The following is a 22,261-nucleotide window of genomic DNA, read 5'->3' on the forward strand; positions in this document are numbered from 1 at the left end:
ATTTAATTAATAATCATATTGGTTTCATCGTCTGAAATTGCCGGTGGGCGACGAGTAAAACCATGGGTCAGTAAGGTGAGATAAATTGCACCTGCTGCCAGCCAGCATAGGCCAACGGTAAAGGCTTCTCTATCTAAACTTGTCCATAACCATAATGTCAGGATCACACCAATGGACGGCATAATCAGACAAGTGATGAGCTTTTTACCATCCAACGCTTCTTTGCGATCAATATAAAAATGTTTAATCACGGATAAATTAACAAAAGTGAACGCAATTAAGGCACCAAAGCTGATCATAGATGCCACCATGCTTAATGACAGCACTAATGATAGCAGTGAGGCAACTGCAACGAAAATGATTGAGTACACGGGGGTATTCAGTTTTGGATGCAGATAAGCAAATAGAGAGCGCGGTAATACACCATCACGACCCATTGCATAGAAAATGCGGACGATACTCGCCTGTGAAGTCATTGCGGAAGCAAACACACCAATGACATAGGCAGTAATAAAGCTCGAAGCCATCATAGCACCGCCCACTTGTTTCATTACCGCTAGGCTCGCTGTATCCGTATTTGGAATAAAGTCTTGCCACATTGGATAAATCAAATGTGCGCTATAAGAGATGACAACAAACAGTGTTCCCGCAATAAATACGGTGTAGATAATCGCTTTAGGCAGTGCACTACGGGCGTCTTTAGTCTCTTCAGCCATGGTAGATATCGCATCGAAACCTAAGAAAGCCAAACATAATACAGCGGCACCCGCAAACAGTCCGGGTACTTGGTCGGCGGCGAGTGTCAGTGGTGCCAATAAGGCCTCTGTATCTAACACAAAATTGGTTTTGAAGCTTAGATACAAGAACACGGCGATAAACACAATCTGCATGGAAATGATCAGCATATTCATTGAGGATACGAGTTTGATACCCAGAATATTCATGATACTGACAATGGCGATTGTGCTACAGATAATCACAGGTATCGGAATATTAGGGAAAGCTTCATGGACGAAGATCCCAATCGCGATATAGTTAATAATCGGTAGGAATAGGTAGTCGAGTAATTGTGCCCAACCCACTAAGAAACCAAGTGTGCCACCAAAGGTTTTTTGCACATAAGAGTAGGCAGAACCCGCGAGAGGGAGTGCGCTTGTCATGCGGCAATAGCTAAAGGCGGTAAATAGAACAGCAGCCAGTGTAATGAGGTAAGCAATAGGCAAATGGCCTTCACTTAATACAGTCACTTGACCATAGGTGGTGAAAATTCCGAGTGGTACCATATAAGCCAGCCCGAAAAATACTAACGCAGGTGTGGTCAGTACACGTTTCATTTGAACGGTATTCTGTTGCATTTTGAAGCCCTTCCCAAAAGCCCTTAACAACCATCAACTCTTTCTGAATATACAGGCGGAGTGAACCTAAAATGCAGCCATATAGCGCTACACTTTTTTATGCCCGAAATGCCTCAAGTTGCGTCATCAATAACGATTAGCCGTTTTCCAAATTAAATACAATTGTATACTTATTGGAATAGCCTTATTGGTCGCCTAAATGCAACTAAAATTATTTTGGGTATATTTCATTACAGTTTTAAAATCCACTTGCATTCAATTTCAGAAAACCTCGCACCAGGACATTTAATAACATGTCATCGTGCGCACTTTAATGAAACGTCAGTGATGAATCGGACCATCACCATCCGCTGGGGTGAGTACAAGCGGCGTACAATATAGTTATGATGCTTCATTTACGCAATCATTTATTTGTATATCCATCATATATCCGTCATATTTCGCACTGTAGCGTTGTTGGTTGCACTTAGTCACCCAAGTCACATACTTATGTATGCTCCTTGGGATGTCTTCGTTTACCGCCTAGCTACAGCACGAACTATTTAGAATATACCCGTTATCTTATTGATATATTTCACATTTCGCACTGTGTTGTTGTTGGTTGCACTTAGTCACCCAAGTCACATACTTATGTATGCTCCTTGGGATGTCTTCGTTTACCGCCTAGCTACAGCACGAACTATTTAGAATATGCTCATTATCTTATTGATATCCATCATATATCCGTCATATTTCGCACTGTAGCGTTGTTGGTTGCACTTAGCCACCCAAGTCACATACTTATGTATGCTCCTTGGAATGTCTTCGTTTACCGCCTAGCTACAGCACGAACTATTTAGGATATGCTCATTATGTTATTAATATTATTAACATTTCGCGTATATTCTTTTAATTCAATGAGTTGATTATTACTTGGATTTTAATTAGAAGAAAATTGAAGATTAAATTAATCATAACCGATTTTTTGATTAAATCAACTTTCCTTAATGTGAGGTAATCCTTTGATTTAATTAATTAATTATTTATCTCATTGTTATTCGATAGTGCTAAAGTCGATGTTTAATAGCGGAAAATTATTTATAACTAGCGGGAGCTAAAAAGTATTAATAATAAAAATTTTTTTAATAAATTTTATTTAAATATATATTTAAATAAATGAAATTAATCTATCGATATTCTTAATATGGTTAAAATAAATTAACAATTAAAGTTCCATTAAATGAAACACTGACCTATCCCCGTCATACTTCAAGTTGCAATTCAAAATATTAAGGGTGTAGATCATGCCATTATGATTTAAGGTCAGTGTTTTTATCTTATAATTAACCGAGATTAATTAGTTTACCTTCTCAACCTTCGTTGTGTGTACAAGGCATCCAAAGTAAATAAAATTAATGCAACCCAAATAAAGCCAAAAGTCACTAACAACTCAGATGTCATTTGTTCCCCGTAGATAAATACTGCGAGCAGGAACATAATCGTTGGGCCTAGATATTGAAAAAAGCCCAATGTCGATAAACGAAGATGGTTAGCAGCTTCAGTAAATAGTAATAAGGGTATGGTAGTGATAATACCAGCAAGAATTAATAGCACATTGAGGTGCCAATCATTCATTACCATATTGCTAGTCGGACTATCTGCAAAAAATAATAGGAAAATCACGCCAACAGGCAGTAACCATAATGTTTCGAATGTCATCCCAATCTGGGCATCAACGCCAAGTTTTTTACGCAGTAAACCATAGGTTGCGAAGGTAATAGCAAGGCTTAAGCCGATAACAGGCACTGAGCCAAATTGCCATAGCTGAATAAGTACCCCGGTTAAGGCTAGAGCAACAGCAATCCACTGCATGCGACGAAAACGTTCTTGTAAAAATAACATGCCAAACAAAACGTTGACTAACGGGTTAATAAAATACCCGAGACTCGCCTGTAGCATATGCCCATTATTGACAGACCAAATATAAATAAGCCAGTTGGACGCAATAGTTACCGCAGTCACACCTAAAACTAATATTTTCTTAGGTTGCTTTAACACTTGGCGCATATAGCCCCAGTGCCTTGTTGCAGTTAATAAAATCAACATAAAGAAAAATGACCAAATAATACGGTGAGTCAGTATTTCTTCTGGAGGTACTTCTTGGATAGTTTTAAAATAAATGGGTGCCACACCCCAAATTAAATAGGCTCCCAAGGCGCATAATACACCTTTGGTTGTGTTTTGCTGGCTCATTATTGGCTCTAAATTTAAATATACCCAAAATAACTCGAGTTACATGTCTGTGGTCAGCGATGCTATTTTATGAAGAACCCTAAGAGTATAGATAATACTGTGATCCGGGTAGCTTAGCGCAGCACTATATATCAAAACATGTCATGTAACTTGAAATATAACGAATATAAAAGGCTAAAAGTAAGTCGATTGAGATATCGAGCGTAATAAAACCGACCCGATTGATGACTTTATTAATGTGACATTGCTCGTGTTTTTTTACAAGTGATATTCAAGTCAGCTGACCTGTTAAGCTTATTTTTTCAGCGGCTTGTTAACATTAATGAACAGTATGATGAAACTATCGTTTATAGCTGTTGATCTTTGATCGCCAATAGCTCCTAACTCACCTAAGTATTATTTTTTGCTTTTTAACGTCATCCAATTAAATAAGTCGCTATTGCTGTCGCAATATGTTGATTTCGTTCATTGTGTAATTCACATCGGGTAACCGCAATTTTGTTACCATCACGTAATAGGCTAGCACTTGCAGTAAATGTCTCACCTCTACCGGGACGAAGGTAATCAACTCGCAGGTCGATAGTACCCATTTTTGACATTTTGTCGGCGATATCTTGGTGTATAAGTGGTGTGATCCGTTGAAGGATCCGATTAATACATACCATTCCACCAGCAACATCTAAAATTGAAGCGATTACACCTCCATGAAGTATATTTTGTGTAAAGTTGCCAATGAGTTCAGGGCGGTTATCAATCGTTAGCTGAACAAAGTCATCATTCATATGAGCCAGTTTGATACCTAAAAGGTGATTAAAAGGCATTTTATAGATGAACGCATCGCTCATCAGTTTACTTGCTTCTTCTAATGTATAAGTACGGTCATTCATGATAATCATCCTTAAAAAGCATGTGAGCAATATAAGTTATTGCTATATATGGTTGTGTTTTAATCAGGTGAATTATTAATAATGAATAATCTTTCAGCAACCAGCATGTTTTGCGTGTAAAATAAAATATAGTTATTCGAATACAATTCATAATGGGAATGATTGGATGCGCGCTCTTTACAAATTACTCGGTGCTGTGTTTTGTTTTTGGTCTGTGCCATTGTTGGCTGTAGAAAATGTAGACTCAGTGGCACAAATTGATTCAGTAGGTAAAGCACCAATAAAAGGTAGTATTATTGATGGGTTATTACAAAACTATGACAACCCTTTTGTACTTTATCCCTATGAATCTAACTATATTATTTATACCTATACCTCATCAATAAACAAAAATGCGATAAAAAGCTATGATTGGGGTAAAGATGCATTAAATGATGAAGTGAAGTTTCAGCTTAGTTTAGCTTTTCCATTATGGCGAGGTGTTGCTGGGGAAAATTCAGTATTAGCCGCATCTTATACTCAGCGTTCATGGTGGCAATTAAGTAACAAAAAAGAGTCTTCACCATTTCGTGAAACAAATTATGAGCCTCAGATATTTATTGGTTGGGCGACCGATTATCAACTCGGTGGCTGGACATTGCGTGAAATTGAAACAGGTTTTAACCATGAATCAAATGGTCGCTCTGACCCAACGTCACGTAGTTGGAACCGTGTTTATGCACGTGCCATGGCTCAAAATGGTAACTGGCAAGTGGATTTAAAACCGTGGTATCGCCTTCCTGAAAGTGAAGGTAGTGATGATAATAAAGATATCACTAAATACATGGGTTACTACCGCTTGAAAGTAGGTTATGCCTTAGGTGATAGTGTGGTCACTGCGACAGGGCGTTACAACTGGAACAGTGGTTTTGGTGCAGCAGAGTTAGGTTGGAGTTATCCAGTCAGTAAACATGTTAGGATTTATACTCAATTGTTTAGTGGATATGGTGAGTCCATGATTGACTATGATTTTCGTCAAACCCGTTTTGGTATTGGTGTGATGTTGAACGATATGCTTTAGTCGTTGGCACTTATTTGTTAGCATACAGTCACCCGAGTTCAAGTCAGATCTTGAATGGGCATCAAGCATTAACCTGCTATTTTTTAGCTGCTCCGATGAGCAGCTATCTGTTCGTAATTTGAGGATTCGCGTGTCTACCGCTGAAGTGATCTCCCAACTGTCACTCGCTGAAAGCATACTTAACAGTACTTTCGGTTATCAGTCTTTCCGCCCGGGGCAGGAAGCTGTCATTCGCGCTATTCTTGATAATCGCGACAGCTTAGTGTTAATGCCAACAGGAGGCGGTAAGTCTCTGTGCTATCAGGTTCCCGCGCTAGTAAAAGACGGTGTGACACTCGTGGTTTCGCCACTAATCTCATTGATGAAAGATCAAGTCGATCAACTGAGACTTCACGGGATTAATGCTGCCTGCCTGAATTCGTCCCAGACACCTCAAGAGCAACGTGAGGTAATGGATTCATGTGCTCAAGGAAATCTCAAGCTACTATATGTAGCACCTGAGAGACTACTGACAGACTATTTTCTCAGTCAACTTGCAAATTGGAATATTGCGTTACTGGCGGTAGATGAAGCACACTGTATTTCACAATGGGGCCATGATTTTCGTCCTGAATACCGTGCACTTGGTCAACTAAGGCAGCATTTTCCTGATGTACCCGTGATGGCATTGACAGCAACTGCTGATGAAACCACGCGTGCGGATATCATTCGTTTACTTGCATTAGATAACCCACTAGTACAAGTCAGCAGTTTTGATAGGCCTAATATTCGCTATACATTAGTTGAGAAATATAAGCCACTTGAACAATTGTGGTTTTTTATCAAGGCGCAAAAAGGTAAAGCGGGTATTGTCTACTGTAACAGTCGTAATAAAGTTGAAGAGACTGCTGAACGCTTGCAAAAACGTGGACTTAGTGTGGCTGCCTATCATGCAGGGCTTGATAGCCAACAGCGTGAGTGGGTACAGGATGCATTTCTAAAAGATAATCTACAAATTGTTGTGGCAACTGTTGCATTTGGTATGGGTATCAATAAATCGAATGTGCGTTTTGTTGCACATTTCGATATCCCTCGTAATATCGAGGCTTACTATCAGGAAACTGGGCGAGCAGGACGTGATGGTGTTGAAGCCGAAGCGATTTTATTTTATGACCCAGCGGATATGGCTTGGTTACGCCGTTGTCTCGAAGAGAAGCCTGCGGGGGTGCAGCAGGATATTGAGCGTCATAAGCTTAATGCAATAGCTGCATTTGCAGAGGCGCAAACTTGTCGCCGCCTCGTCTTACTTAATTATTTCGGTGAAAATCGACAGACTCCTTGTGGTAACTGCGATATCTGTTTAGATCCACCCAAACAGTATGATGGGCTGGTGGATGCACAAAAAGCACTTTCGTGCATTTATCGTGTTGGTCAGCGTTTTGGTATCGGCTATATTGTTGGAGTATTGCGTGGAGCTAATAATCAGCGCATACGTGATTTAGGCCATGATAAATTGCCAGTTTATGGCCTCGGCAAAGAGCAAACCAATGAACATTGGGTGAGTGTACTCCGCCAATTGATTCATTTAGGCATGATTACACAAAATATTAGCCATTTTTCGGCATTGCAGCTGACAGAAGCCGCGAGGCCGATATTGCGTGGGGAGTCCTCACTGCGACTTGCAGTACCGCGCGTGTTAGTCACGAAAAGCCGTAATCAGCAAAACAAAGTTTATCGTGGCAATTATGATAAGAAGCTATTTGCTAAATTGCGTAAATTGCGTAAATCAATCGCAGATGAAGATAATATTCCCCCATTTGTGGTCTTTAATGATGCAACACTGATTGAAATGGCAGAGCACTGCCCAACATCTCCTGCTGAACTACTGCTGATCAATGGCGTTGGAGAACGAAAACTTGAACGCTTTGGTGATGCTTTTATGGCATTGATCCGAGACCATCTTGAAGGTTACGAATGACGAGAGGATAGAGCTGATGACCCCTAAAAAGCTAAAAGAGAGTTGGTTAATTCGTGAAACGCAATTCTCAGCGTTTACCAACGGGCCACTTTTAGACTTCTGGCAACTGCGAGAAGAAGGCGAATTTTTAGGGGTTGATGATGTTCCGATTCGTTATGTTCGTTTTATTCAATCTAAACATAATAAAGCGATTATTATCTCTCCTGGGCGTAGTGAAAGCTATGTTAAATACCCTGAAATTGCTTATGACTTTTTCCATCTTGGTTTTGATGTTTTCATTATTGATCATCGAGGACAAGGGCGATCAGGTCGAATGTTGACAGATCCTCAGAAAGGGCATGTTGAGAAATTTACTGATTATATTGATGATTTTGCAAAGTTTGTTGAACTTGAAGTGCAATGTCGGCATTATCTCAAATGTTATGCATTAGCCCACTCAATGGGGTGCGCTATCCTTGGCGGTTACTTATTACGAGATAAAGTAACCTTTGATGCAGCGGCAATGTGTGCGCCTATGATAGGCATTAATTTACCGATGCCTCGCTGGTTAGCCAGTTTTATTGTCGAAAGGGCAGAATCACGCCAAAGTGTGCGCAATGACTATGCCGCTTCGACAGGAAAATGGCAGCCCTTACCTTATCTTATTAATGTGCTTACACACAGTCAGGAACGTTATCGGCGCTATTTACGCTATTACGCAGACTATCCTGAGTTACGTCTTGGTGGGCCAACTTATCATTGGCTACGAGAAAGCTTCGCAATGGGTGATGAGCTAATTGCAAAAGCGGGAGAAATTGATGTACCACTGATGCTGTTAGAAGCCAGCGAAGAAAAGGTGGTCAGCAATCGAGAGCTACTAGCTTTTTGTCAAAGTCGGCAAAAAGCGCAAATAGGACGAGAAGAAAAATTACCCCTCGTGATTGAAGGGGCACACCACGAAATCCTGTTTGAAGTCGATGCACTAAGGGCGATGGCTCTGAATGCAATCTGTGATTTTTTTGAGCAGTATTAGTTAGGAATCTTTTATGAAATATCCGGTTGTCGCTTCTGATTTGGACGGTACACTTTTATCTCCCAATCATGATTTAACATCTTTTACGAAAGAAACTTTGAAGAAATTGGTGCAAACACAGGATATCCATTTTGTATTTGCAACAGGTCGCCACCATGTTGATGTTGCACAGATTAGAGATGGTTTAGGTATTGACGCCTATATGATTACATCAAATGGTGCTCGCGTGCATAATATGAAAGGTGAATTGATTTTTAAGCATAATGTTGACTCTGATATTGCACATGAACTGTGTTTGATGGAATTTGACCATCCAGATCTTGTAACTAATTATTATGGTGGTGATGATTGGTTTATTAATCGGGAAAGTCCGGAGCAAAAAGAATTTTTTAAAGAATCAGTTTTTCATTATACCGTTTATGATCGCCATAATTTTGACACATCTGACGTATGTAAAGTCTATTTTACCAGTGAAGATCACGATATGTTGGTCGATTTACAAAACCGTATACGCCAGCGCTGGCAAGATCGTGTCAATGTCACTTTCTCCTTACGTAACTGCCTTGAGGTGATGGCGGGCGTTGTGTCGAAAGGGGAAGCATTGCAACAAGTTGCGGCACTTCAAGGTTATCAAGCTCATGATTGTATCGCTTTTGGTGATGGTATGAATGATAAAGAGATGCTAGCTATATCAGGTAAAGGCTGCATTATGGAAAATGCACATCAGATGTTGAAAGATGAGTTACCTCAACTTGAAGTGATTGGATCTAACGCTGATGACGCAGTGGCTCATTACTTGAGAAAATATTATTTAAATAAATAATTATTCTTAACTTTGCGTAACTATGCGTTGTTACAGTGTAGAATAGAAGGCTGGTAAAGGACTCTTTCCAGCCTTTATTTTTGGCTATAGGTATAGCTAAAAATGCGTTAAAGGGAAAAAGCTGTTACTTATCCTATATCCTATTTTTTAAAATGCAAAGTGGAATTAAACTATTTCGATTATCTTTCAAATTATTATTTTATTTATACTCATTGGTTTTTTCATATAAATATCTGCATTTTTCTAAGGGTATCAATATAAATTCTTTTAGGCATACAAAAAATCAAGGATAATCTTAGGATAGTTTTTTACAAAAAATGAGTTAAAAATAAGGGAATACATTGTTTTCTCAGTCGGTATTTTGTTCTGTTGAGGGTTTTTTAGGATGAAAAAAATTGCGTTAGCATTATTATTTAGTTCGGTTTGCTACAGTTCCCTATTATTTGCAATACCAGAAACTTCTGCTCCATCACAACAGACACTAGAACAAATCACACTGTCTGCGCAAAATGGCGATCCTAAAGCACAATTTCTTCTTGGCGAAAGCTATTTTACAGGAAAAGGCGTTTCACAAGATTTTAAGGTCGCAGCGCAATGGTTTATTAAAGCAGGCAACCAAGGCAATGCAGATGCACAATTCAGATTAGGTACCATGTATGTGAATGGCTTTGCAGTAAGCCGAGATTATGACAAAGCTATTCTTTGGTATGAAGCAGCAGCGAAACAAAATGATACTCGCGCAGAAACTAATATGGCGACGATGTACGCTCAAGGACTAGGCGTTACACAAGATATCGAAAAAGCAGCTTATTGGTTTAAAAAGGCAGCACAAGGTGGGAATGTCATCGCGCAATTTAACCTCGCTCAAATGTATTCCGTTGGCAATGGTGTCGATTTAGATAATACAAAAGCAGTATTTTGGTATCGTAAGGCTGCTCAACAGCGTGATGCAAAATCACAGGATCGTTTAGGTGTGATGTATTCAGAAGGTAAAGGTGTGAAAAAAAACCTTCAACAAGCATATGCATGGTTATCTACAGCGGTTTACAGTGGTAATAAAGAAAGTCATAAGTTGCAGGAGAAAATTGCAAATCAACTCAGTGATAGCGAATTGAAACAAGCACAAAAATTAGCCGATAATTACATTCAATCTTATGGATTTAAAGCCAGCTAAAACAGTGAATTGGAAATATGATGCAAATCGGTTTTTTTGTATGTAAATTTATTTTTGCTGTACCAATTAATTGAGCAAAATGATAACTTTCTTTTGTTCGATTAATTAATCACCATTGAACACCCGACATCCTTCTGAATGATTTAATACCTTGTCGGTTTATAAAGATACAATTTGGTATCCCAGCATGATTATCACGGATAATACGAGATAAGCCCAACTCAAGCGATAAAAGCGGTTATAACCCCATCCTCGACGGATATTTATCTGTAACTCTTTACTTGATAGTCTACGTACTAACATACGGTAAACGACGATATATAACAGGCTTAAAGCTTGCCAAAGATACAGTATCTTCACTGCGAAAGATTTACCAACAACAAGCAGAATTACCAGTGGGATCAGAAAAAATAGAATTGAACCGATTTTCTCAAATTGAGTGATCCGCAACATAATCAATTCATCTTGTGGTTTCAATAACGCCTTCATTTCACGGTCCTAAAGGTAATTTTTTTGTATTCGTAAAATGACCAAAGGGAACTCCCCTTGATCATCCACTGATGGCTAAAGCTCACCAGATGTACGAGGTGGGTTGCGATTTGCAAGGTTATTAGTTGCACTTTGTAGTGCATTTTCTCGTATATCGACTCGTGCTTGGAATGGTGGGAATGGCAGAGTAATACCTTGTTCCGCAAAGGCTGCCAATATGTTTTGGTGGATCTCATGGCGTGCAGGCAAACGATGCCCCATCTCTGCCGCAAATACACGTAATTCAAAAATCTGAATACCTTGTTGTAAATCGACCAAATAAACTTCTGGGCTTGGGTTTTCCAAAATCATGGTTGAACGCTCAGCTGCCGTTAATATGATCGAAGTCACTAGCTTGCTACTTGCATCCACTGGTGCAGGGATCGTCATAACAATACGTGTCACGGTATCTGATAACGACCAGTTAATGAATTGCTCAGTGATAAAGGCTTTATTTGGTACAATGATCTCTTTTCTATCCCAATCAGTCAGAGTGGTCGCACGGGTATTAATTTTAGTGATGCTACCAGTGAGATTGCGGATTGTGACGGTATCACCAATACGGATTGGTTTTTCGAATAAAATCATCAAACCCGAGATAATGTTGGCAAAAATTTCTTGTAAACCAAAACCTAACCCAACCCCCATCGCGGCAATAAGCCATTGTAATTTAGACCAATCAATCCCAAGCATAGAGAAGCCAACAATGGTTCCTATAATGGTAATTGAATACTTGGTGAGTGTACTAATTGCATAACCAGTACCAGGGGTTAAATCTAAATGTTGAAGTACGGCTAACTCAAGTAAAGCCGGTAGGTTCCGAACGAGTTGCGTAGTAACAACAATGACTAATATCGCGATAAAAATTGACCCCATGGTGATCGGTTGAACCGTATCAACGCCATTGATCGTCGAGGTCACATCCCATAAGCGAACATTTTCAAGGAATGAAAATGCAGTATGCAGTTCAGACCACAGCCAAATCAGTGAAACCAGTGCAATCATAGTGAGAATGGAGCGGACTAATCCGACAGACTGTGCGCTGATCGCATCGAGGTCGATCACTTGTTCTTCAATATCAATCGAACCTTCACCGCTGGCACTAGATGACAGTGTATCGTCTTCCCCTTTTGCCCTCTGGGCTAAAATATCCGCACGGCGCTGCTTCGCTCGCTCAAAGGCAAGTTTACGGCGTTGCATAGACATCCAACGCCTGATGGTATGGTAAACAATTAATAATACAAACCATATCGCAACAGATGTCTCTAATCGTGCTAGAAGAGCCTGTGAAGTCGAGAAATAACCTAATAAAGAGAAAAATGCCGCAACAATAGGTGCGACAAGTAACATCCACCATAAGGCTTTGTTGATCAGGTTATCTCCTGAGCCATGCCTGTCGAGATAGAGTGGGACTTGAGTCCGCCGTAAGTTGTTGGTCATTAAACTTAGTGCGAAACACAGTAGTAAAAAGCAGAAGCGGCCTATTGTTGGTGCGAACTCTCTATCACGATAATATTCGAAAGTAATCAGCGACATCATCAAAGGTACTATGACGAAAATTGCGAGTCGATAGTGGCGCATCGCACGTTTAACAGAGTCTTTATTCCAGCCAAAATGAGCAATAAACAATCCTGTTGGGCGAGAGAAGGTTTCACTGATCATAAATAACCATAGCACAGGCGTAGTCGCACTAACTCCATGGCCAATGGCGACTGCCATCGGGTATTGCCAAGCACTTTTTAAACCATAGCCAATGGCAGACCACATCATAGGTAAGGGTAGTGCGACAATAATGGACCAGAAAATGGTACGAACTGTAAGATAAAAGTGATCTTGAGTGACCTTACCAATGCGTAAACTCGCGCGGTCAAGGAAGTCCTGATAATGTTTACGCGTACTAATACTAAAAATAACTAAAATTATCGACCCGAATAGATAAAGAAAAGTATCTTGAGTCGTTAGCATCACTTTTAGTGCTAGAGTTAATTGAGATAAGGTATCTAACGACAGTAACTGAGTAATATCTGTGACCAAGAGAACTGGGTAATTAAGGCTCACCGGAGGTGCATCAGCAACCCAAAATAGATAACGACGAGAGGCATCTTTGACCTCTTTTAAAGCATCTGCTAGCTGGCTTGTTGCAACGTTTAATTTAGTTAATTCTAATGTTTCGGTATCAAAACCAGAAATAAGGGCTGATAGCAGCTCTTTTCGGGTTTTGATTAGTGATGCGTAAACCTGAGCTTGTGCGGGGCTTAAATCGTTCTCACTATCTTCTGTAACCGTATCCATGCTTGATAGCTTATCAAACATTTTTTCATAGTTGAGCCGCTGAACGCGAATATCAGCCATATCACGGCTAACTTGTTGGTTTTTTGGAATCTCGGGTAAGCTTGATAATTGGGTACGTAGCGCTTCGCCCAAGGTACTTGAGCCATCTAACCATTGGGCTTGTTCTCTAATAGTTGTTAATGCTTGACGAGCATTTTGTATACTTGAAGAGGTTTTAGTTTGGCTCGAACTGATCACACTCATTCGTGCCGCTTGGTCTGTCAGTTCTTGGGATAGCTTGCGGTTAATATCGATTTGTTCTGTAAGAAAAGGGGTCAGCTCACCTTGCTCAGCAAGCATTTCGGTATGCTCTAACGCTAGCACCGCTTTTTGTTGTCGTAAGGTGTTCTGCACTTCACGTAATTTTTGTAATTCGAGTTCAAGGCGGTTGTAGCGTTTTTTCGAAAGTTCCAAAGAAACTCGCGAAATTTCTTGGCGGTTATTAGCAGATAACTGTGCAATTTCTAACGCATTAACTTCTGATTTACGGGCGTTTATTTCTGACTGGGCAAGCATAGCTTGCGCTTCGGCTAAAGGTGTAGCGGGTGTATTTAACGATTGATAGCGAAAAGTGGCTTCCGAAAGGAGACGGCGTGATTCTGATAACCGTTGTGGTAAGGAACTTAACGATTCACTTATCTCACGACCTTTATCTTGTTCTTGTTGTGTCTTTCGGCCTTCTTCGAGAAGTTGACTGCTAACTTGAACAATTCGTTGTTCAAGTTCAGATAAGCCTATATTTTTGGAGATCGCTAGTGGTTCATCACTCTCATTAAGTAATTCTTTTCTTAATCCATTAATAATTTTAGGAAAATTATCAATGCTGTCTTGGTAGGATTTGGCTTTAGCGTCAGACGCTTTTGTATCACTAATCCAGTTTAGTGTTCCTTGTAATGCTTGAGCAATCTCAGCATCTTTTGGATTTTTACTGGGATCAAGTTGAGAAAGCTCCTGCTTAATCTGTGCTTCATTTAGCGTGACATTAGGTGCCGCCACAGCAGAGAAGGCGATTAACAGGCTGAAAAAAAAACTGATAATCAAACGCACAGTAAGGAGCTCCTTCAAGCAATTAATAGAGGATAACTACATTCCAGTTTATACATGTGATACTTCAAGCCACATGAAATGAGGTATAGGTAGATATTTTAATTAGCTATCCGATGATAATGCTAATCGGATAGCTTAGCATGCAGTCTTATGCGTCTACATGCAACTCAGGTTCAGCATTTGAGTTAGCTGACGTTTTATGTGCTACTGCTTCAGCAAGCAATTCACCCATACGTGTAGCGTAACCTGGGATCAGTGAAGAGTTAAACTGAATTGCATTTGGCTCAAACAGATTGATGACGGTTGACCCTAACTTAAAGCGGCCCATCTCTTCACCTTTTTTGAGGAAGACTGCATTTTCAGTGAGCTGCTCTGGATAAGTCCAACGCTTGATAATGCCTTCACGTTGATTATTAACACAGCCACTCCATACCGTTTCAATACTACCGACAATGGTGGCGCCCACTAAAATTTGAACCATCAGTCCCATATCGGTTTTAAACACACAAATTAAACGTTCATTACGTGCAAAGAGATTAGGAACATTGGCTGCTGTCAGTGGATTCACTGAAAATAGATCACCTGGAACATAAATCATTTCCGTCAATAATCCATCACATGGCATATGCACACGATGATAATCACGAGGTGACAAATACGTTGTTATAAACTCGCCCCCACGGAACTTATTCGCAAGCTGATAATTACCAGCAAGTAAAGCTTCGACGGTATAATTATGGCCTTTAGCTTGGAAAATTTGGTCATCTTGAATGGGGCCTAATTGGCTGATAGCTCCATCAGCAGGTTGAGCTAATTGATGGCTTTCAGCGACCAGCGGACGAACATCTTCTTTTAATGGGCGAACAAAAAAATCATTAAACGTTGCATAAGCAGTGAATTCACTTTTTTGTGCTTCATTCATATCCACTTTATATGCTTTAGCGAACAGCTTTATAGCCCATTGGGTGATAAAGCCTGCATTCTTATTGGCAAACCAGCCAGCAAGTTGAGTAAGCCCTTGTTTAGGAAGCATATATTGTAAACGTATTTTAATCTTATCCAGCACGTTAACCTCAAATTTGTAAAGGCCAGTTAGCAAAAAGGAGTCATTGTACCTTTGCTTTTTTAAATAGGCTATTTTGTTTCGATGAGCTTAGAAATCTTTACTTTTAATTCGTTGAGTAGAATACATAATGTGAGTACTTCCTTACTTATAAGGAATTAATAAGTAAGGAAGTACTCTGAAAGTCAGCGAAGCTATTTCCATGATAAACACCGAGGGTATAGATAACACCGTGATTTGGGTTATAAGATTCACCTGCATGTACTTTCAACAAGTAATTAGGATTAAGACTTGTATATCGCGAGATCTAACCAGCTTTTACTTATCTTTTCCTGTGAAATTACCTCGAGGCTTAACTTGTTCCATACTTTCTAGAATACGGTGATAATTTTCAAAGCGTGATTCAGCTATTTTCCCTTTATCTGTCGCTTCACGTAGAAGGCAGCCGGGATCATCGATATGTTTACAATCACGAAACTTACAACCTCCTAAGTACTCTCTAAATTCGACAAATCCTTGTGTCACTTGTTCCGTAGAAAGATGCCATAAACCGAATTCACGCACACCAGGGGAGTCGATAACATCACCTCCCTGTGGGAAATGATACAGTCTTGATGTTGTCGTTGTGTGTTGACCCAATCCTGAGTTATCTGAAACGTTATTGACTAAAATCGCGTGCTCTTTATTGGGTAGAAGTCCGTTCAATAAGCTGGATTTACCAACCCCAGATTGACCGACAAAGACTGAAATTTTACCGACTAGAGCGTTAGTAAGTGCTTCCATTCCTTCATTAGTATGACCAGATACCTCAAGCACCTGATAGCCGATATCGCTATAAATCGTCATTAATTCACTGACCCATTCACGATTTTCTTCATCTAATAGGTCAATTTTATTTAGCACAATGATCGGTTTAACACCTAAGGTTTCACAAGCGACTAAATAGCGGTCGATAATATTGAGTGAAAGTTCAGGCAAAATAGCAGAAACAACGACGATTTGGTCGATATTCGCGGCAATAGGTTTGAGCCCATCATAATAATCAGGCCGAGTTAGTACTGAATGACGTTCGTGAACGGCTTCAACAATACCATTAATCTTGATATCGGCTTGTGTGTTCAGGGCTGGGCGCCAAACAACTCGATCTCCCGTGACAAGAGATGAAATTGTCCTGCGTAAATTACAACGCTGCACTGCTCCATCAAGAGCTTCTATATCAGCATGTTGGCCGAATCGGCTGATCACTAAACCTTCTTGCGCTTCACCTAACTGGCTGTCATCAATTTCAGTAACATTTTGCTTTTTCAGTCGTTTTTGATGATTTGCCTGCACGCGGCGCTGCTGGCCTTTTGACAGTTTCTGCTTAGCCACCTGACCTCTCTTCACTTTGTTGGCTGGATTTTATTTTTGATTGCTTGAGTGGATCGCGTAGATACCTCAAACGCGTTATCATACACGAACTCCACTGGATCAAGTTAGGGTATATGATGCAAAAGAATGAGAATAATTTAATCTGGATCGATTTAGAAATGACCGGCCTCGATCCTGAGCGTGATCGTATTATTGAAATCGCAACAATAGTGACAGACAGTCAACTTAATATTTTAGCTCAAGGGCCTGTGATTGCTGTTAACCAAACACCAGAGCAGCTTGCTCTGATGGATGAATGGAATGTAAATACACATACGGGAAGCGGCCTTGTTGAGCGTGTAAAAAATAGTACTTTTGCGGAACGTGAGGCTGAACAGGCAACCATTGAGTTTTTAGAGCAATGGGTACCAAAAGGTGTATCTCCGATTTGTGGTAACAGTGTAGGTCAAGACCGTCGTTTCTTATTCCGCTATATGTCTGAGCTTGAAAGCTATTTTCACTATCGTTATCTTGATGTGAGTACCTTAAAAGAGCTTGCCCGCCGTTGGAAACCGGAGATATTGGCTGGATTTACAAAGAAAGGTACACATCAAGCATTAGATGATATTCGAGAGTCTATCGCTGAATTAGCTTATTATCGTGAAACGTTTATTAAATAACACTCGAAAATTAATTATTAATTTAATCAATTGATTAATTATATTGGCTGCCTAAGGGTGGCCTATTATTTTTTTGAAACTGAAGATTCCGATAAATGGTTTGATATGAGATCAACTACGAATTGAATTAAGTGTTAGTTGTTTATTATTTATGTTCAAAAGTAACAGATGTTAACCGATTGAAATCAAAAGTTTACTCTCGGTGTCGATAAAACCATCATAATGCTGTTTTTATCAGCAAACAAACAAAAAAATGAAAAATTTTAGCCTGAGGTCTTGTCTGTCGTGTAATTTCTCGTATAATGCGCTCCCCGTACCGGTGAAGTTTTTTCATCTGTGCGACAAAGCAAAAAGATGTAGTTTTGCGGGAATAGCTCAGTTGGTAGAGCACGACCTTGCCAAGGTCGGGGTCGCGAGTTCGAGTCTCGTTTCCCGCTCCAAACTCTCTTAATGTTTTAGCTAGAACACTATTTTCGGTATGCGGGAATAGCTCAGTTGGTAGAGCACGACCTTGCCAAGGTCGGGGTCGCGAGTTCGAGTCTCGTTTCCCGCTCCAATCTTACTTAGTGTTTTAGTTGTAGTAACCTATCCAAATGCGGGAATAGCTCAGTTGGTAGAGCACGACCTTGCCAAGGTCGGGGTCGCGAGTTCGAGTCTCGTTTCCCGCTCCAAAATTTTAACCTTCAAACCTTCAAACCTTCAAACCTTCAAACCTTCAAACCTTCAAACCTTCAAACCTTCAAACCTTCAAACCTTCAAACCTTCAAACCTTCAAACCTTCAAACCTTCAAACCTTCAAACCTTCAAACCTTCAAACCTTTTATAATCATATTGTCGACATTAAATAAAATAAGCACCTTTACTTAATCCTTGTTGGATGATTTATAAGAATATTTTATTTGGATCGTCATATTGGTAATGCGAGTTATTTTAAGATGAAAATACATTAATAAGCGATCATCGCACTCTTTATGATCTTTTTGTGATCTTGTGGATATTTCTACTTGCATTCGCTGAGTGACCGCCATAGAATAGCCACCCTTCGCCAATAGGGACTATCAATAAGTACCCTGATTGTTGTAATTTTGGTTATAATGATATGTAAAAGTATATTTTTTTACGTGTTCAGTTAATATCTTGTTTCAACCATAAATTTTTATAACTTTACTTTTACTCTTAGTGATAAAAAACGGCAATTTACTTAGTTTCCTACTGTTATCAAGTTATCCACAATATAAAACGATAATCATGGCGCCTGTTAGCGTCTGTAATACTTTATTGCACAGAGTTATCCACAGGTTGCATGTGCACGTATTTATTCTTAGTTTAAAAAAACACTGTATTAAGAAAATATTTATATAGCTGAATTATATATAAAATTTTTTTTATTTAAAATGTGGGTGACATGGCTTGTAAATTCTTTACTCATTGTCAATTAAGCAAATTTTATTTTATTCACACTGGATTTACTTTTATTATTTAAAGATATAAGAGTGTATTATTTTTAAGCATCTCTAGGTAAACCTTTAGATATGGCGCGTACAAGTCGTTTCTGCTGTGAAGTTTGAATAGTAACTTGATTTTCTTCCCTGCGATTTAATTGCTGCTGTACTGCCCATTGAATATGTTCATCCAACATTTCTCCCATTCCTGAGCGAGCTCGCAAAGCACTGATAATAGTGTCTTGGTAGGGGGCATTGCCAAGTGCAACACTTATATTCCTAAGCCATTTTAAATAACCAATACGGCGAATTGCCGATCCTTCAGTAATTCGAAGAAACGTTTCTTCACTCCAACTAAACAATTCAAGTAATTCTGGCGTATGCAAAGCACGCCTTGGGCTAAAATCTTCCTCGTCAGTAAGTTGAGAAAAACGATTCCATGGGCAAATAAGCTGGCAATCATCACAACCATAGATTCTATTTCCCATTAGAGGGCGGAATTCTTCAGGGATAGGGCCATTAAGCTCAATAGTGAGATAAGAGATACAACGACGAGCATCAACCACATAAGGTTCAACTATGGCTCCTGTTGGACAAGTTGTCATACAAGCTACACAGCGGCCACATTGCTCTTCTACTGGTTGGTCGACAGGGAGGGGCAAGTTGACGAGTAACTCGCCTAAGAAAAACCAAGATCCCGCTTCGCGATTGAGGATCAATGAGTGTTTCCCTGTCCAGCCTAATCCTGCTTTTACAGCGAGGGGACGTTCTAAAATCGGTGCAGAGTCAACAAATGGACGAAAATTGAGATCATCTGAGCAAGCATGTTCATGACAATACTCTAAAATACGGTCACTTAAAGTTTTCAGACGTTTCTTCAAAAGTTTATGATAATCTCGGCCTAGGGCATAACGGCTAACATAGCCAAGTTCAGGGTTACTTAGCGTACTGGCAAATGCGGCTTTTGCTGGTAGATAGTTCATACGGACGCTAATGACTCTAAGTGTTCCTGGATGTAATTCATGGGGTCTTGCTCGCATCATGCCGTGACGATTCATCCACTCCATATCTCCATGATATTGCTTATCTAGCCAAGCTTGTAGCTTGGGCTCTTCGAGTGAAAGGTCAGTGTCACAAATACCAACTTGCTGGAAGCCAATTTCAATGCCCCATTGTTTGATATTTTTTGCGAGAAGGTTGAAGTCGAGAAGTGTTGCCATCAGATTTTATACGGAAGTTCAGCTCAGCAATATTGCTGCCGCACTTTATCATGCTCGTTGGATTTCACAAAATAGACAATGGATACCCGTTATACTTTAAGCCTTAGCGTGTGCTGTTAACTGAGCGAATTGAGGATCATACAGGCTAACTTATCGGAAGGGCTTGACGAGTCGGCGTAGGTATTGCCCCAACAAGAATTAATCGTTTATCCGATATCTCTGATCTGAATATTTCTGTAATGTAAATTAAGAAAAATGGAGCAGCTTAGGTTACTATAGAAGCTAATATCGATACTGACCTATAAAGTTGATTGAATAATCCATGAAAGAACGCATTTTACAACTTGCGAATGAAGAGCAAACCGTGGCTTTGGGACGAGTAATCGCGAAAGCATGCAAACAAGGTGCTGTGATTAATCTGTATGGTGATTTAGGTGCGGGTAAGACAACATTTAGTCGTGGCTTTTTGCAAGCTTTAGGGCATCAAGGTCATGTAAAAAGCCCGACGTATACATTAGTCGAGCCTTATGATCTCCCTAATAGACAAGTTTTTCACTTTGATCTTTACCGTCTAGCAGATCCAGAAGAACTCGAATTTATGGGGATCCGTGATTATTTTGCCCCAGGAACGATCTGTTTAGTGGAATGGCCTCAGCAAGGTAAAGGCTTTCTACCAGAACCAGATCTTGAACTCCATCTAACTTATCAGGATGAAGGGCGTCAGGCTCACTTTATTGCTTTTTCTGCAAATGGGGAGTTATTGTTAGAAGCATTACAAGCACTCTAAGGGATATATTGCTCATGATGAATGCATTGCCAAAAAAAATAACAAAAAGGAGTATTTTCTCCTTCTTACTGCTATTGATGATTTTTGCGCTAGGGGTAATTGTACAACAAGTACAAGCCGCCACTTTATCGAACATTCAGGTTGATAATAGCCCATTGCATGCGCAAGTGGCATTAACCTTTGCGGATGGCAGCCCTGACTACAAATATTTTCCTTTGCATTCGCCAGAGCGATTGGTTATTGATATTAAACAAAATGGCGAAATTGTTGGACTACCAATGAAATTGCCGGCAGGTGATCTGGTTAAAATTGTTCGTATAAGTCAACCCGCTGACAAAAATCATAAACGTATCGTTCTTGAATTATCAAAAGCAGCAAAAGTGCAAGCATCTGTGAAACAAGTCTCTGGGCAATATCAGGTAGTACTTAGCCTTACGACAGGGAAAGGACGTGCGCCTACCTCATTCAATAATACTGCTCAACCAGTACAACCCCCCAAAAATAGTGCGCAGCCAGTGCAAGATAAGCCATTAAAAATGAGTACACCAGCAGTGGTGCCAGTACCCATTAAAAATAAAACTATGCCTAAGGGCACTAAGCAGGTTGTTATTGCGATTGATGCGGGGCACGGTGGGAAAGATCCCGGTGCGATTGGTAAAAATGGCTATCGTGAAAAAGATGTTACATTGAGTGTGTCGCGTAAATTATATGAAAAATTGGCGGCAGACCCTATGTTTAAGCCAGTAATGACTCGTGATGGAGACTATTTTATTTCAGTCAGCGGGCGCTCTGACGTAGCCCGTAAGAAAAGTGCCAATATGCTAGTGTCTATCCATGCTGATTCCGCTCCAAATAGCAGTGCACGGGGAGCTTCTGTCTGGGTTCTCTCGAATCGTCGTGCTAATAGTGAATTGGGTAGCTGGCTTGAGCAACGAGAAAAACAATCAGAGCTGTTAGGTGGTGCTGGTGATGCATTGAGCGGAGCTGACCCTTACTTGAGCCAAGCTGTACTCGATTTACAATTTGGTCATTCACAACGCGTTGGTTATGACGTGGCGGTGAAAGTGATCCAGCAATTAAGAAAAGTAGGCAACATTCATAAACGTAGCCCAGAGCATGCTAGCCTTGGAGTATTACGTTCACCAGATATACCTTCTATTCTTGTAGAAACTGGGTTTATTAGTAATGCAGCAGAAGAGCAATTACTTAAATCCAACGATTATCAAGAAAAAGTTGCTGAGGCTATCCATCAAGGGCTAAGGCAATATTTTATTGCAAACCCTTTGCAAGCAGCGCCTAAATAAGAGGTTAAG

General features: G+C 40.0%; 16 protein-coding genes and 3 tRNA genes. 11 read left to right on the top strand and 8 right to left on the bottom strand.

What is annotated here, in order from left to right; translation table 11 throughout:
* Positions 1-2 precede the first annotated feature (2 nt).
* The 3 genes from OOA_RS10980 to OOA_RS10990 form a co-directional block, all read right to left on the bottom strand.
* Positions 3-1,355 carry an APC family permease gene (locus tag OOA_RS10980; protein WP_008912219.1) on the bottom strand — a complete coding sequence of 451 codons (1,353 nt, stop codon included), beginning with the start codon at positions 1,353-1,355 and terminating at the stop codon, positions 3-5.
* A 1,341-nt stretch (positions 1,356-2,696) separates the two neighbouring features.
* On the bottom strand, positions 2,697-3,587 hold the full coding sequence (gene rarD, locus OOA_RS10985) for an EamA family transporter RarD (protein WP_008912220.1): 891 nt from the start codon (positions 3,585-3,587) through the stop codon (positions 2,697-2,699).
* A gap of 416 nt (positions 3,588-4,003) precedes the next feature.
* On the bottom strand, positions 4,004-4,474 hold the full coding sequence (locus tag OOA_RS10990) for a thioesterase family protein (protein ID WP_008912221.1): 471 nt from the start codon (positions 4,472-4,474) through the stop codon (positions 4,004-4,006).
* Positions 4,475-4,640: 166 nt separating this feature from the next.
* Between OOA_RS10990 and pldA the strand changes: the two genes are divergently transcribed.
* The 5 genes from pldA (at position 4,641) to OOA_RS11015 (ending at position 10,500) form a co-directional block, all read left to right on the top strand.
* A complete protein-coding gene (gene pldA, locus OOA_RS10995) occupies positions 4,641-5,534 on the top strand; it encodes a phospholipase A (RefSeq protein ID WP_008912222.1) in 894 nt (297 codons plus the stop codon).
* 130 nt (positions 5,535-5,664) lie between these two features.
* A complete protein-coding gene (gene recQ, locus OOA_RS11000) occupies positions 5,665-7,491 on the top strand; it encodes an ATP-dependent DNA helicase RecQ (protein ID WP_008912223.1) in 1,827 nt (608 codons plus the stop codon).
* Between the two features lie 16 nt (positions 7,492-7,507).
* On the top strand, positions 7,508-8,503 hold the full coding sequence (gene pldB, locus OOA_RS11005) for a lysophospholipase L2 (protein ID WP_008912224.1): 996 nt from the start codon (positions 7,508-7,510) through the stop codon (positions 8,501-8,503).
* A gap of 13 nt (positions 8,504-8,516) precedes the next feature.
* Positions 8,517-9,326 carry a sugar/pyridoxal phosphate phosphatase YigL gene (gene yigL / locus OOA_RS11010; protein WP_008912225.1) on the top strand — a complete coding sequence of 270 codons (810 nt, stop codon included), beginning with the start codon at positions 8,517-8,519 and terminating at the stop codon, positions 9,324-9,326.
* A gap of 385 nt (positions 9,327-9,711) precedes the next feature.
* Complete coding sequence (locus OOA_RS11015; protein ID WP_008912226.1) at positions 9,712-10,500, top strand: tetratricopeptide repeat protein; 789 nt, start codon at positions 9,712-9,714, stop codon at positions 10,498-10,500.
* 159 nt (positions 10,501-10,659) lie between these two features.
* Here OOA_RS11015 and OOA_RS11020 read toward each other — a convergent pair whose 3' ends face one another.
* The 4 genes from OOA_RS11020 to rsgA form a co-directional block, all read right to left on the bottom strand.
* Positions 10,660-10,989: a hypothetical protein gene (locus OOA_RS11020; protein WP_008912227.1), complete on the bottom strand. Its 330-nt coding sequence runs from the start codon at positions 10,987-10,989 to the stop codon at positions 10,660-10,662.
* A gap of 75 nt (positions 10,990-11,064) precedes the next feature.
* On the bottom strand, positions 11,065-14,406 hold the full coding sequence (gene mscM / locus OOA_RS11025; protein ID WP_008912228.1) for a miniconductance mechanosensitive channel MscM: 3,342 nt from the start codon (positions 14,404-14,406) through the stop codon (positions 11,065-11,067).
* A 148-nt stretch (positions 14,407-14,554) separates the two neighbouring features.
* Entirely contained in the window at positions 14,555-15,472 is a 918-nt protein-coding gene (gene asd, locus OOA_RS11030; protein ID WP_008912229.1) for an archaetidylserine decarboxylase, read from the bottom strand.
* Between the two features lie 315 nt (positions 15,473-15,787).
* Positions 15,788-16,840: a small ribosomal subunit biogenesis GTPase RsgA gene (gene rsgA / locus OOA_RS11035; protein ID WP_008912230.1), complete on the bottom strand. Its 1,053-nt coding sequence runs from the start codon at positions 16,838-16,840 to the stop codon at positions 15,788-15,790.
* Positions 16,841-16,956: 116 nt separating this feature from the next.
* On the opposite strand from rsgA, the gene orn reads away from it, so the two are divergent.
* The 4 genes from orn to OOA_RS11055 all read left to right on the top strand — a co-directional run bounded on the left by orn (position 16,957) and on the right by OOA_RS11055 (position 18,170).
* Positions 16,957-17,499 (top strand): oligoribonuclease, encoded by a 543-nt coding sequence (gene orn, locus OOA_RS11040; RefSeq protein WP_008912231.1) that lies wholly within the window; start codon positions 16,957-16,959, stop codon positions 17,497-17,499.
* 364 nt (positions 17,500-17,863) lie between these two features.
* Positions 17,864-17,939 (top strand) — tRNA-Gly (locus OOA_RS11045).
* Between the two features lie 40 nt (positions 17,940-17,979).
* A tRNA-Gly gene (locus OOA_RS11050) sits at positions 17,980-18,055 on the top strand.
* A 39-nt stretch (positions 18,056-18,094) separates the two neighbouring features.
* Positions 18,095-18,170 (top strand) — tRNA-Gly (locus tag OOA_RS11055).
* Positions 18,171-19,003: 833 nt separating this feature from the next.
* Here OOA_RS11055 and queG read toward each other — a convergent pair.
* Positions 19,004-20,161 (bottom strand): tRNA epoxyqueuosine(34) reductase QueG, encoded by a 1,158-nt coding sequence (gene queG, locus OOA_RS11060; protein ID WP_008912232.1) that lies wholly within the window; start codon positions 20,159-20,161, stop codon positions 19,004-19,006.
* 322 nt (positions 20,162-20,483) lie between these two features.
* Between queG and tsaE the strand changes: the two genes are divergently transcribed.
* Entirely contained in the window at positions 20,484-20,948 is a 465-nt protein-coding gene (tsaE, locus tag OOA_RS11065; protein ID WP_008912233.1) for a tRNA (adenosine(37)-N6)-threonylcarbamoyltransferase complex ATPase subunit type 1 TsaE, read from the top strand.
* A 14-nt stretch (positions 20,949-20,962) separates the two neighbouring features.
* Positions 20,963-22,252 carry an N-acetylmuramoyl-L-alanine amidase AmiB gene (gene amiB / locus OOA_RS11070; protein ID WP_008912234.1) on the top strand — a complete coding sequence of 430 codons (1,290 nt, stop codon included), beginning with the start codon at positions 20,963-20,965 and terminating at the stop codon, positions 22,250-22,252.
* Positions 22,253-22,261 lie beyond the last annotated feature (9 nt).

The organism is Providencia burhodogranariea DSM 19968 (assembly GCF_000314855.2).
GTDB classification, from domain to species: Bacteria; Pseudomonadota; Gammaproteobacteria; order Enterobacterales; family Enterobacteriaceae; genus Providencia; species Providencia burhodogranariea.

Coding starts and splice junctions, on each gene's coding strand:
- OOA_RS10980 (WP_008912219.1), bottom strand. CDS start 1,355: ATGCAACAGAATACCGTTCAAATGAAACGTGTACTGACCACACCTGCG.
- rarD (WP_008912220.1), bottom strand. CDS start 3,587: ATGAGCCAGCAAAACACAACCAAAGGTGTATTATGCGCCTTGGGAGCC.
- OOA_RS10990 (WP_008912221.1), bottom strand. CDS start 4,474: ATGAATGACCGTACTTATACATTAGAAGAAGCAAGTAAACTGATGAGC.
- pldA (WP_008912222.1), top strand. CDS start 4,641: ATGCGCGCTCTTTACAAATTACTCGGTGCTGTGTTTTGTTTTTGGTCT.
- pldB (WP_008912224.1), top strand. CDS start 7,508: ATGACCCCTAAAAAGCTAAAAGAGAGTTGGTTAATTCGTGAAACGCAA.
- yigL (WP_008912225.1), top strand. CDS start 8,517: ATGAAATATCCGGTTGTCGCTTCTGATTTGGACGGTACACTTTTATCT.
- OOA_RS11015 (WP_008912226.1), top strand. CDS start 9,712: ATGAAAAAAATTGCGTTAGCATTATTATTTAGTTCGGTTTGCTACAGT.
- OOA_RS11020 (WP_008912227.1), bottom strand. CDS start 10,989: ATGAAGGCGTTATTGAAACCACAAGATGAATTGATTATGTTGCGGATC.
- orn (WP_008912231.1), top strand. CDS start 16,957: ATGCAAAAGAATGAGAATAATTTAATCTGGATCGATTTAGAAATGACC.
- queG (WP_008912232.1), bottom strand. CDS start 20,161: ATGGCAACACTTCTCGACTTCAACCTTCTCGCAAAAAATATCAAACAA.
- tsaE (WP_008912233.1), top strand. CDS start 20,484: ATGAAAGAACGCATTTTACAACTTGCGAATGAAGAGCAAACCGTGGCT.
- amiB (WP_008912234.1), top strand. CDS start 20,963: ATGATGAATGCATTGCCAAAAAAAATAACAAAAAGGAGTATTTTCTCC.